The sequence below is a fragment of the Novipirellula caenicola genome (assembly GCF_039545035.1).
In the GTDB taxonomy this organism is placed as follows: Bacteria; Planctomycetota; Planctomycetia; order Pirellulales; family Pirellulaceae; genus Novipirellula; species Novipirellula caenicola.
In genome coordinates this window covers 580352-591811 of the sequence record NZ_BAABRO010000001.1, presented here as the reverse complement: position 1 = coordinate 591811, position 11460 = coordinate 580352, and the positions used below count along the sequence as shown (strand labels likewise).

Here is an 11460-nt window from a genome sequence, read left to right as displayed (position 1 = left end):
CTATAAAAACACTCGGTTAGGGCCAAAGTAGATGGCATTGGGCCCACGGCGCCCCGCTACGAAAATAGCTCGCATTGGGCCATCTGCCCGGTAGCGGATACGTCGAGGTAGCACACATGCGAAACGTTGATGCGAAAATTTGCCTTGTCGCCGCAGGATTGGCTAAAATCGTCTCGGGGCCATCAGGAATGTCGACGGTCGTTTCGAGGAAGCGGCCGGGATGACATTTGAATCTTCCTCGGAGGCGGTGTCATGAGGTTTCCAGTTCGTTTGATTTCGATCTCAATTCTGTTGCTTGCGATTCCAGCCGACGCTTTCGCGGATGGACGGAATCGGATTTCGATACGGGTGGTGGACGCACAGGGAGACCCGGTTGCCGACGCATCAGTGGTCGCTCGCTATCAGCAGATCGTTCATCAGAACGGAAAGGAATTTCGCGTGCCGATGGAACTGGCGGCGCCGCAAACGACGGACGCCGATGGCCGCTGCGAATTGTCGCTCTACGACGTTGCCTGGACGCTGGCAGGAGTGCATGCGCTTCGTGCCGAGTTGAAGACCGAAGAGATCATGGAAATGGTTGACGATGCGCCAGCGGATCCGCTGGCACGAGAGCAGTTCTTGCAGGCGTTATACGAGCGCGGTCGGCGTTTCCGTTCGGCCTACCACTTGCTCACTGCAAAAGCGAAGGACGAGCCACAGATCACTTTGCAAATGGAAAAAGCGATCAAAGTTACCGGTCGCGTTCTGGTGAACGGAAAACCGCTGGCGAAGGCGTTTGTAACGATCAGCTCGAAGCCGACTTCGATGGATCAATTGTTCTCGCGGTGGGCTCCAGAGTTGACCGACGACGAGGGCAAATTTGCATACTATTCGGTTCCAGGGGATCTGGATCGTGCGCGGATTGTTGTCGAGCGTCCGAAAGGAAATCGCTCGTTGATGTTAGAAGACGTTCGCTCCAAGACCACCTCGGACGGTCTGCATTTTGAACTCGACACGAGGGCGAAAGACTATACACAAGGCGATAAACTGTAGTTTGATCCCCCGCGTCTTGTGTTTCGCGTCTTGTGTCCATGCGGCCATGCTGTCACGGCTTGGCCTTGTCGCAGCCTGACGCTGTCACAGCCCGTTTCACGAGCCGTGGATCGTGCGGGTTATAGCAGTCCTTCGAGACCCTTATCTTTCAGCTGTTTTGCGACTTCGCGGACGCGTTCTTCAGCGTGTTTGGGGGCAACCAAGGTGGCATCTGGGGTTTGAACAACGATCAAATCATCCACATCGATCGTGACCACAGTATGGCCATCATGGGTGTTGATGATGCAGCCTTGGCTGTCGATGCCAACGTGCGAACCGACCACGGTATTACCAGCCTCGTCCGCTTGATGCAAACGCGATAACGCTTGCCAACTGCCGACGTCATCCCACGGGAACTCGGCTTCGATCACGACCACGTTCGGGTATTGTTCCATCACGGCATAGTCGATCGATTTGCCCTGAATCGCCGCAAACTCTTTTTCGAGGGTTTCGGCATAGTCCGCTTTGCCAATGCGATCCGCGATCGCGGCGATGTGCGAGTACATCTCGGGCTCGTTTTTCTGTAACGCCTCGAGGATGGTCGACGCTCGCCACAAGAAAATGCCGCTGTTCCAATAGAACGATCCGGCATCGACGTAACGACGAGCCGTTTCGGCATCGGGCTTTTCACGGAACTGTTTGACTTGGAATACCGATGCGCCCTCTGCGGTGATCGGTTCGCCACGTTCCACATAGCCAAACGATTCAGCAGCATACTTGGGTGGAATTCCGTAGGTGACAATTCGTGTTGGGTCTTCCTTGATCAACGCTTCGCCTGCGGCAATGGCCGCTTGGAACGCTTCGTGCGATGTGATCACGTGATCCGACGGCATGACTGCCATGATTGCGTCGTGATCCTCGTGATGAACCAGCGCGGCTGCCAAACCGACACACGGGGCCGTGTCTCGTTTGCACGGTTCGCCGACGATGTTTTTAGGTAACAGCGACGGCAATTGCTCTGCAATCGCATCGACTAGGACCTTGTTGGTGACAATCATTTGTCGCGAGGCAGGAACCAAGTCCCCCAGTCGGTCAATGGTCGATTGGATCATTGTGCGGTCCCCGTGCAGCGTTAATAGTTGCTTGGGGCGAAGCGTTCGACTGGCTGGCCAAAATCTTGTGCCGCTACCGCCGGCCATGATCACTGCATGAAGCATGATTTGTTTCTCTGGTGAAGGATGCAACCGTGACGTGCTGGGTTTGCCGTCAATGCCTGTAAAATACGTTTGCTGCACAGCGTAGACAAAAATGGAGGCTTTTGAAACGCCACCGAGCTCCTGCAAACCCGAGCCCCTGAATAATCAGCCCGCCAAAACTTGCCCGCCAAATTTGCTCGTTTGATCCTTCTCGAAAAATTCACACGCTATGGGGGCGGGCCGGCTCGGTCGGCGTCGTCACCCAACAGCGTGATTTGCCAATCGGCAATCGGACGCAGCGTTTCGGCCTCCTGTGCCGAGGGTAGAAAGATTCGTACGTCATCTCGATTCAATTGCGTCAGGTCGACCGAGCGGTCCGATCGCCATTCCCGCTCGCGTGTCCAATCGAACGTTTTCCCTTTGGCTTGAAAGCGATATTGGTCTTCCGTGGCAATTTGTTTTCGCTGTTTCGGATCGCCATAGATGACCGGTTTGAATCCAAGTCGCTTGGCGGCTTCCAACCGGATCGCTATTCCATACGGTTCGTCGTCCCAGCGGCCAAGGTGCGAGCGGAATTTGCGGTGGTGCAGACGATCGGCCAAGGGGACTTCCGAGAAACAAACCACAGGATACTTTTTCGAGCTGGTGATCGCGTTCGCAGCGATCACGCCGCTTCGCACGATGCGGGCCAGGGTTTGCAGCGGGCCATGGTCCGCGTCAGTTGATTCACTGTCGACAGGCCGATTTAATAGCAGTTCGTCTTGGTATTGATGCTCGGTTTGCCCTGGCCAGGGGCCGTCGCAGCTGCGAGTGGTGTGCGTCAGCCATTGACCGTCCGAGCGTGTCCAGCCCGTGTCATGGCTCAAGTGAAGATGTCGACTTGCATGGTCCTCCGCTGAGACACCGAGACCCGAATTGCCCAAGCTCGAGTTGCCTAGACCCGAATCGCTAGAATCCGATGTTGTCGCCGACTGATCCCCGGTGGGCGATTGCCCATGATGGGAACGGTCAAGCCGGGCCATGTACCAACCGATCGCGCCTTGGGCAATCAACTCGACCGCTGCCGACGGGACGTCGGTGATCACAGCGACGCGTGTCGATGGATCTCGTAATGCGGTGATTCGCGAGCGAAGAGAGCTGTCGATCTTGCCGCCTGGGCGTATGTAGACCGCGTCGACGCGATCGGCGATGCCAATCAATACCGCGTCTCGCGAGAGCGGTTCGCTTGATTCAATTCGGCAAACCCTCGCAGGATCATGATCGCTCGAATCATCCGAAGACACCACCAAGTGAATGATCGGGACATCAAACAGTTCGGCGGCACGGGCGGCCAGCGGTTCAATCGCCGAACCCGCTGCGACCAGCAACGTTGATTGACTTTGACGAAGATCGAGCATCCGCCGCGACAAAAATTGACACACTCGGCGATGCAGATGGGGATCGCGACCAAGCCGGCTGGCGGTCACGCCCACCAGCACCCCAGGGGCGGCGAGAGCGTCGCGTGGATGGATTTCCGACGCATGCAGCGAAATCGCAGCGCAGACTTCGAGCCGGTGGAGCCGTCGTTCTAAATTGGCGGCGAGGTCATCGGGCACGACCAGGGTACCCCGCTTCGAACCTTGGTTTTAATCGCGATGGATGTAATACAACCGTAATCTTAGTGTATCTTTTTCGCTGGCGGGTTGCCTGATCCGGGGTCGGGCGAGGACAATTGCACGCCTGCCTCTCGAATGAATTGCTATCGTTTCTTTGCTCAACCTGCGAGACATCCATGAAAAACATGACCTGCTGCGTGATCGCCCTCGGTTTGCTCATTTCGACGGGGGCGGTTCGAGCCGAGCACCCTGCTGCCGCAACCGCCACCAACACGGCGTCACCCAATGCGATCGTCAACGTTTGGCCGAGCGAGCCTCCCGCGTGGACCCCGCCCAGCGAAGCTGAAAAGGACACCAGCGATGAGAACAGCCGTCAGGTCGCGGGAAAATACGTGACCCGCATCGGAAATGTTTCCACGCCTCAGTTGTATGTGTACCAGCCCAAGGCCGATGTGAAGTCCGATACGACGATTGTGGTTTGTCCTGGCGGCGGCTATTCGATTTTGGCATGGGATTTGGAAGGGACCGAGATCGCCGAATGGCTCCAAGAGATTGGGGTCACCGCCGTGGTGCTAAAATACCGCGTTCCGACTCGTAGCGAAGAAGAGAATTGGAAGCCGGCGGTCCAGGACATCCAACGCGCGATCAGCTTGGTCCGCAGCGGCGCGGTCGAAGGTGTTTCGGCCAAGCGAGTGGGCGTGCTCGGATTTTCCGCCGGAGGAAACGCATCGGCTCGCGCGGCGACGGCAAGCCAACGATTTTATTCCGCAATCGATAAACATGACCAAGCGAAGTTCGTTCCCGATTTCGCCGTGTTGGTCTATCCTGCATGGCTTGTCGAAAAGGACGATTCCTCTCGTTTGATCGAGGATATTCAGGTGACGGAAAACACGCCGCCGATGTTTTTCGCCCACGCTCGCGATGATCGCATTAGCTGTTTGGGAAGCGTGACTTTGTTTACCGAATTGCAAAAGCACAACATCAACGCGGCGCTGCATGTGTTTGGCAGCGGAGGGCACGGGTTCGGTTCGCGTCCCAATGATCAGGAAACCGATGCATGGCCCGAATTGCTTACTCTTTGGATGCGGGATCTGCAGTGGATCAAGTAAAAACGACGGAATCCAAAGGGTTGGACGTCGGAGAGGCGCCGGTCAAGCTCGACGAAGAATGGGCCAACGCGTTGACGCATGGAATTGCAGCGATCGTGTCGACGATCGCTGCCGCATTTCTAGTGCGTGCGGCATTGGACATCAGCGTGGGGACTGCGATTGCTGCGGCCGCCTACATGACGTCGGTGATCGGTACGTTCGTTTCATCGACGTTATCGCATCTGATTTTTCGGCAACCGATGCTCGATAATCTGCGGGCCTGGGACCAAGCGATGATCTATACGATGATCTCGGGGACCTACACACCGATCATCTACGCCCATGCGCCCGATGGCGTTCGGGATCCTTTGTTAATCACGATTTGGGTCGCAGCCGCTGCCGGTTTCTTGGGCAAAGTCCTGCTGCGACACCGCATCAATTCAATTGGCACCATCTCGTATCTGTTGCTCGGTTGGTTACCGGCGATCCCGTTGGCAGGCTACGTTCCAGCGCCGCTCGTGTCGTTGATGATCACCGGCGGCGTGTTGTATTCAATCGGGGTGGTGTTGTTGGTTAACGATTCGCGGATCAAGTACCTGCATGCCGGTTGGCATCTGTTTGTGATGATGGCCGCGACCTCGCACTTTTTAGGTATTTGGTGGTACACGCTGTAGGGTCTGAGCGTGGTCGCTGCGGGCTTCGGTTTCGCAGAACCGTTTCAAGCTTTCCATTTCCTGTTCACTGGCTTTACAGTGCGACCGCTTCATCGCCCAACCCAACAGCAGCATGAACCATCGAAATACGCCGTTGCCGGTCACGGTGGCCCGCTGAGTCACGCGGGTGCGACCGTTTGATTCGTTAAAGACGTACTCGGCATCGATGTCGAACATCTTGCCTGTCAAATGAACCGCGTGAACGTAGGGCGGTTCGCAACGCGTCACGACGCCGGCGAATTCCATTCGTTTGCCGTGATCCTCGGTGACCGTGCGGAACGTGGTTCCCACACCGCCTGGTTTTTCTTCAATCACTTCGTCCTCGACCACAATGATGCTCCATTCGGCCACGTGCTGGTGAGTCAGCCGGAAAACGTCGTCAATGTTTCGGTCGATCAGGATGCTGGTTGTGTTCTGCATGAAAGGGGCCGCTGTGCGGAGGAAAAAAACAGTGCGATTTCGAGTGGAATCGATTCAGTGTATCCGGTGGTAGATCGTTTCGACCGCCTTGGCTTCCATGCCTTCGGGGTGAACGTTGTACGCCGTGATCATCAGGTGGTCGTCATCATGGGATTCGTACTCCGTTTTCCAGCCCCATTTGGGATGGTTGATCGCCACGTCGTATTCACCGAACACGCAAAAGCCGTGCTTGGATAGCGGGCCCTGAGAAAACATGATCGCTTCGTTCATGTGAAAGTCATCGATCCACGAGCACTGGAAGGTCTGTAAGATCACATTGAAGGCGATCAATTCCTCGCCGCTACGCGGTTTGCCTTGGATCGAACCTTGATAGGTATGGCGAAGAAAGCAGCCGTCCAGGACTGACGTGATCTCACCACGGATCGGCGATTCGTCAGCAATTTGCCCGGGTTGAAACCAAGTTCGACAGGTGCCTTCCCACTTGCCTTTCATCTTTGCAAACAAGGATTTGTGAGGCATGCCGAGTCTCCTTGGATCAAGAAACAAAAAAAGAGAACGCCCTCGAGCGGTAGCAATGCGGTCGAAGCGATGCCTCCGCAAAATGGGGGGCGATGCACGTTCTGCTAAAAGCATAACGCAGATCGCAGCCAAGATCGATGAAAAGAATGGCGGTGCGAACAAAGACGGGACGGTTTTGTGGACCCGTCCCAGTTCGATGCACACGCCTACGATTGGCGGATTAGGTTGGCTCAGGCCCAATACAGGCCTGAGTACCCCCTAAGGGATTCGAACCCCTGTTTCCGGACTGAGAGTCCGGCGTCCTGGGCCGCTAGACGAAGGGGGCGGCCGACAATCGGATCAGCGGCAAACGAAGTTGCCGCATTGATTTGCCGTTGTCGTTTTGGCCGCAGCTGCGGCCCTGATTACACTTGGCCCGCTTTGTGGACCACCTTGTCGATCAAGCCGTAATCGCAGGCTTCGTCGGCGGACATGAAACGGTCGCGATCGGTGTCCTGCTCGATCTTTTCAAGCGAGTGACCGGTGTGCTCGATCATCAATTCGTTCATCCGCTTCTTGATCCGGCGCAATTCTTCGACGTGAATCTCGACTTCACGTGCGGTGCCTTGCATCCCCGCAAGCGGTTGGTGAATCATGATCCGCGCGTTGGGAAGCGCGTAGCGTTTGCCCTTCGCACCGGCGGTTAACAATGCGGCTCCCATCGATGCGGCTTGGCCGATGCAGTAGGTTGCAACGTCACAGGAGACGAATTGCATTGTGTCGTAGATCGCCATGCCTGCGGTGATGCTGCCACCGGGGCTGTTGATGTACATGTGGATATCGGCTTTGGGGTCGTCCGATTGAAGGAACAACATTTGCGCGACCAAGGCGTTCGAGATTTGGTCGTCGACTTGTTGGCCGAGGAAGATGATCCGGTCTTTGAGCAGTCGGCTGTAGATGTCATAGACGCGTTCTTCGCGTCCGCTTTTTTCGACAACGTAGGGAATGATTGGCATGCTTATAAACTTTCGACAGTATGGAGGCAGTTAGATTCAGATAAAATGACGACGTCGTCCGAGCGAGCTTTCACTGAGGGGCTCGTTTGGCTGACTAGGGAGTGTCGTCGTCATCGTTGTCGTCCGCAGGTGGCTTGACCAAGATGTCGTCGACAAGCCCGTACGTCTTCGCTTCTTCGGCACCGAGGAAGAAGTCGCGGTCGGTATCCTGCGAAATCTTTTCTACCGATTGGCCGCTGTGCTTGCTGATGATCTTGTTCAAGACGTCACGGTAGCGGAACATTTCAGCGGCTTGGATCTCAATGTCACTGACTTGACCGCCGACGCCACCCATTGGCTGATGCATCATCACGCGGCTGTTGGGCAAACAGAACCGCTTGCCCTGCGTTCCGCCGACCAGCAAGACTGCGGCGCCGCTGCACGCTTCGCCGACACAGTACGTCGCGACCGGGCACGACAACATCTGCATCGTGTCGTAAATCGCCAACGTGGCGGTGACCGATCCGCCGGGCGAATTGATGTAAAAGTGGATGTCCTTGCGACGGTTTTCGCTCTGCAGGTAAAGCAGCTTCATTACCACGTCGTTGGCATTGGCATAGTGAATCTCGCCTTGCAGAAACACGATGCGGTTTTCCAAAAGCAAATCGCCAAGGGTCAATTGACGCTGGCGTTGATAGCTCTGGTACGAATGGCTATTGGAAAGTTCGTGAAGGGGGGAATGGTTCATGCAATCTCTTTCAGTGCAGTGAGGGGGGGCCGGATTTTTGCGGCAATCCCCCGGTGACTTCTACTTGGTGGAAGACGAGGTCAGGGTGTCTCGTGTCTAGTGTTCGTGATTATTGCAAAGATGGCAAGACGGGTTGACCCGCGGCCGCCATTTACAGACGGCCTATTGCGGGAAAAACGTTGTTTTGCAGTGCTAGCAAAATACCACCGCCTCGGGTCTCCCTTAGGTGACTCGAGGCGGTTGGCAAAAGAAGGACGGCGGCGATGCAGATCGATTTTTAGAGGACCTAGCGGGTGGTCACCCCCGCGATCTCACTTTCGCCCCGCACATTCGCTCGATTAGGAGCCCGCTAGTGGCGTGTCGATCTGGTTGACGTAGATCTTCAACGAGTGGCAAGGCACGTCGATCACCCGGTCGCTCGGTGGCATCGGTCCATTCAGCTTGGGGAAAATCTCGTTGGGTGATTCCGCAGCCGTGTCGACAAACAGGTTCCACTTCAATCCACGTCCCACTTCGGGCAGCATGAATTCGCGGTTTTGTCCGGTGCTGTTGAACATCATGACGACATCTCGGCCAATGCCGTTGGGATCGTCCCGCAGGTTTGGTGCCGCGATGTAGGCGACCATCGCCAATTCGTGTTGCCCCCAATCCAGCGGCGTTCCCGCCGGGGAATACCACGAGACGTCGGGAATCATTCGCCCATCAACAGGTTGTCCGGTCAAAAATTCGCGGCGACGCACGGTCGGTTGGGCCTTGCGGAATTCGATCAGCGATCTGACAAAGCGAACCATGTCGGCGTTCTTGTCGACCAATCGCCAATCAAACCAACTGATCTCGTTGTCTTGGCAATAGGCGTTGTTGTTCCCCTTCTGAGTTCGTCGACATTCGTCACCGCTGACCAACATCGGGACGCCCTGGCTGAGCAACAACGTGGTCAACATGTTGCGAATTTGACGCTCGCGGATCGTCTGCACACCTTTCTTGCGTGACGGACCTTCTTCGCCATAGTTGTCGCTGATGTTGTGGTTGTCACCGTCACGACCGTCTTCGCCATTGGCCAAGTTGTGCTTCTCTTTGTACGACACCAAGTCGTTCATCGTGAAACCATCATGGCTGGTGATGAAGTTGATGCTGCAGTGTGGCGGACGTCCAGCATGCTCGTACAAATCGCTGCTACCGGCCAAACGTGTTGCCAACGAACCAAGCGTTCCGCCATCCCCTCGCCAAAAACCACGAACGTCGTCACGGTAACGACCGTTCCACTCGGCCCAGCGATGGTTGCCAAACGATCCCACCTGATACGCTCCGGCGGCATCCCATGCTTCGGCGATCACTTTGGTGTTCGCAAGCATCGGATCTTCGGCGATCATTTCGACCATCGGCGGGTTCGGAATCAAGTTCCCCTTGGTGTCGCGGCTGAGGATACTGGCCAAGTCAAAACGGAATCCATCGACGTGGTAGTTGTAAACCCAGTGACGCAAGCAGTGGAAAATCATTTCACGGACAACGGGATGGTTCCCGTTGAGCGTGTTGCCACAACCCGAGTAATTTGAGTAGTGCTGGCCTTCGCTAAGGATGTAATAGACTTGATTCTCGAGTCCCTTGAAGGAAATCGTCGGACCATGCTCGTTGCCTTCGCACGTGTGGTTGAACACCACATCCAAAATGACTTCGATTCCTGCCGCATGCAGCGCCTTGACCATCTGTTTGAATTCGACAACCTGCGCACCCGGGGTCTTGCTATGTGCGTAACCGCGATGAGGCGAGAAGAACGCCATCGGGTCGTAACCCCAATAGTTCGGCCGCTCTAACTTTTTGCCGTGTGGATCGCGAATCGGAAATTCGTTGATGGGCATCAATTCAACCGCCGTGATCCCCAACGATTTGAGGTACGGGATCTTCTCGATCACCCCGAGGTAGCTGCCCGCGGTTTTGACCTTCGCCGTTCGGCTCTTGGTGAATCCACGAACGTGCATCTCATAGATCACCGTTTCGCTCATCTCGTGACGCAGATGGCGATCGCCTTCCCAATCAAATGTGTCTTCGATCACAACACATTTCGGAGGACGAACCACGCCGTCCTTGCTTGGCAAGTAAGTCCCTGCCAACGCTTGGGCGTAAGGGTCGATCAGACGCGCCGATGAATCAAATCGATGTCCGTGCTGAGGATCCCAAGGACCGCTCGCTTGGTAGTGGTAAAGTTGACCATGCGTGAGACCCGGAACATGCATGCTCCAGATATCACCACGTCGATCATTGACCGGGTCAAACTCGATCACCTCGCTCGGTTCACGATCGTTGACTTTGTTGTACAGCAACAATCGCATCGCGGTTGCCGAACGGCTGAATACAGAAAACTGAACGCCAGTGTCCTGCAGTGTCGCGCCGTAAGGGGCTTGGTAAGCAAATTGCTGATCGGGGCACGGCTGTTTCATGAGCATATTGCAGGTTCCTCTATCAAAGAAGCTAGACGCTTTCAGTACAGTGGCGAAGACGAAGGCCCCCATGCCTCGATTTAATTGGCTTGCTCGAGCGGGACGCTCCACCTCGCTGCGTCCATTTGAGTCATTGGGGGGCCGATATTTCACTGCTGTCTGAAGTGCCTTATCGTTTGTCTATGACGTTGGCGATGAACTTTCATTTCAAACTAGTTCCCAATGCTTCCGCACCAGGGGACTAAACGGATAAATCGGTCCAGGTCGCTAACGAATCAAACCTACCACGCCTCTACATGCTTGCCGGAGAAAGACGATTCGTGTCTGACTTTTCCCGACGTGGCCGTGTGTGAAGCGCCATCTAGCGATTCCGTAACAAAGAAACCTCCCAGGTGAATTAGAGAAACGTTGATGATTAATGAGAAGAATCATAGCGGAAAAGCAATGCGGGGAGCACCAAGGAGGCTTGCTTAGGTGCCCCCATCCTAGCCAAAGGTCGTAGGCCGTCCTTTATCGCCCTCGAACGGAATGCGACCACGCCAGCGTCGTTGCGGTTTGGCTGCTACTTCGGCATCCGGAGCCGGTCGTCTGGGAAATGGACGCCGAAGAACACGAAAGGGCAGAGACGCGGCACCACAAAACGGAACAACGAACGCGAGCCAAGTCAGCCGGTGGACGCGAAAGCAGGTCGCGTTTCGTTGCTCCGCGTTTTTTTGCTCAAGGCCGGCGGCCGCGGGGGCGCGATAATAACGCCCTGCGGC

Annotated in this window: 10 protein-coding genes and 1 tRNA gene; 3 read left to right on the top strand and 8 right to left on the bottom strand. The window is 55.7% G+C overall.

Annotation, left to right across the window (positions count from 1 at the left end; all coding sequences use genetic code 11):
- Positions 1–252: 252 nt before the first annotated feature.
- Positions 253–1032 carry an Ig-like domain-containing protein gene (locus ABEA92_RS02130; RefSeq protein ID WP_345682143.1) on the top strand — a complete coding sequence of 260 codons (780 nt, stop codon included), beginning with the start codon at positions 253–255 and terminating at the stop codon, positions 1030–1032.
- A 119-nt stretch (positions 1033–1151) separates the two neighbouring features.
- On the opposite strand, the gene ABEA92_RS02125 is transcribed toward ABEA92_RS02130, so the two are convergent.
- Together ABEA92_RS02125 and ABEA92_RS02120 are read right to left on the bottom strand one after the other, a co-directional pair.
- A complete protein-coding gene (locus ABEA92_RS02125) occupies positions 1152–2228 on the bottom strand; it encodes a mannose-1-phosphate guanylyltransferase (RefSeq protein WP_345682142.1) in 1077 nt (358 codons plus the stop codon).
- Positions 2229–2434: 206 nt separating this feature from the next.
- A complete protein-coding gene (locus tag ABEA92_RS02120) occupies positions 2435–3802 on the bottom strand; it encodes a hypothetical protein (protein ID WP_345682141.1) in 1368 nt (455 codons plus the stop codon).
- Positions 3803–3978: 176 nt separating this feature from the next.
- Here ABEA92_RS02120 and ABEA92_RS02115 point away from each other — a divergent pair, with 176 nt between their 5' ends.
- Positions 3979–4911 (top strand): alpha/beta hydrolase, encoded by a 933-nt coding sequence (locus tag ABEA92_RS02115; protein ID WP_345682140.1) that lies wholly within the window; start codon positions 3979–3981, stop codon positions 4909–4911.
- Entirely contained in the window at positions 4860–5564 is a 705-nt protein-coding gene (gene trhA / locus ABEA92_RS02110; protein ID WP_345682139.1) for a PAQR family membrane homeostasis protein TrhA, read from the top strand. Before ABEA92_RS02115 ends, trhA begins: the two co-directional genes overlap by 52 nt.
- Here trhA and ABEA92_RS02105 read toward each other — a convergent pair.
- The 6 genes from ABEA92_RS02105 to glgX form a co-directional block, all read right to left on the bottom strand.
- Positions 5538–6023: an SRPBCC family protein gene (locus tag ABEA92_RS02105; protein WP_345682138.1), complete on the bottom strand. Its 486-nt coding sequence runs from the start codon at positions 6021–6023 to the stop codon at positions 5538–5540. The two genes, trhA and ABEA92_RS02105, sit on opposite strands and share 27 nt — an antisense overlap.
- Positions 6024–6077: 54 nt before the next feature.
- Positions 6078–6542 carry a DUF1579 domain-containing protein gene (locus ABEA92_RS02100; protein WP_345682137.1) on the bottom strand — a complete coding sequence of 155 codons (465 nt, stop codon included), beginning with the start codon at positions 6540–6542 and terminating at the stop codon, positions 6078–6080.
- A 252-nt stretch (positions 6543–6794) separates the two neighbouring features.
- A tRNA-Glu gene (locus tag ABEA92_RS02095) sits at positions 6795–6867 on the bottom strand.
- 79 nt (positions 6868–6946) lie between these two features.
- Positions 6947–7537 carry an ATP-dependent Clp endopeptidase proteolytic subunit ClpP gene (gene clpP, locus ABEA92_RS02090; protein WP_008708435.1) on the bottom strand — a complete coding sequence of 197 codons (591 nt, stop codon included), beginning with the start codon at positions 7535–7537 and terminating at the stop codon, positions 6947–6949.
- Between the two features lie 94 nt (positions 7538–7631).
- Positions 7632–8264 carry a ClpP family protease gene (locus tag ABEA92_RS02085; RefSeq protein WP_345682136.1) on the bottom strand — a complete coding sequence of 211 codons (633 nt, stop codon included), beginning with the start codon at positions 8262–8264 and terminating at the stop codon, positions 7632–7634.
- A 338-nt stretch (positions 8265–8602) separates the two neighbouring features.
- Positions 8603–10705: a glycogen debranching protein GlgX gene (gene glgX, locus ABEA92_RS02080; RefSeq protein WP_345682135.1), complete on the bottom strand. Its 2103-nt coding sequence runs from the start codon at positions 10703–10705 to the stop codon at positions 8603–8605.
- Positions 10706–11460 lie beyond the last annotated feature (755 nt).

Excerpts from the sequence above, each read along its gene's own strand:
- ABEA92_RS02130 (WP_345682143.1), top strand. The coding sequence starts at position 253 with ATGAGGTTTCCAGTTCGTTTGATTTCGATCTCAATTCTGTTGCTTGCG.
- ABEA92_RS02125 (WP_345682142.1), bottom strand. The coding sequence starts at position 2,228 with ATGCTTCATGCAGTGATCATGGCCGGCGGTAGCGGCACAAGATTTTGG.
- ABEA92_RS02115 (WP_345682140.1), top strand. The coding sequence starts at position 3,979 with ATGAAAAACATGACCTGCTGCGTGATCGCCCTCGGTTTGCTCATTTCG.
- trhA (WP_345682139.1), top strand. The coding sequence starts at position 4,860 with ATGGCCCGAATTGCTTACTCTTTGGATGCGGGATCTGCAGTGGATCAA.
- ABEA92_RS02105 (WP_345682138.1), bottom strand. The coding sequence starts at position 6,023 with ATGCAGAACACAACCAGCATCCTGATCGACCGAAACATTGACGACGTT.
- ABEA92_RS02100 (WP_345682137.1), bottom strand. The coding sequence starts at position 6,542 with ATGCCTCACAAATCCTTGTTTGCAAAGATGAAAGGCAAGTGGGAAGGC.
- clpP (WP_008708435.1), bottom strand. The coding sequence starts at position 7,537 with ATGCCAATCATTCCCTACGTTGTCGAAAAAAGCGGACGCGAAGAACGC.
- ABEA92_RS02085 (WP_345682136.1), bottom strand. The coding sequence starts at position 8,264 with ATGAACCATTCCCCCCTTCACGAACTTTCCAATAGCCATTCGTACCAG.
- glgX (WP_345682135.1), bottom strand. The coding sequence starts at position 10,705 with ATGCTCATGAAACAGCCGTGCCCCGATCAGCAATTTGCTTACCAAGCC.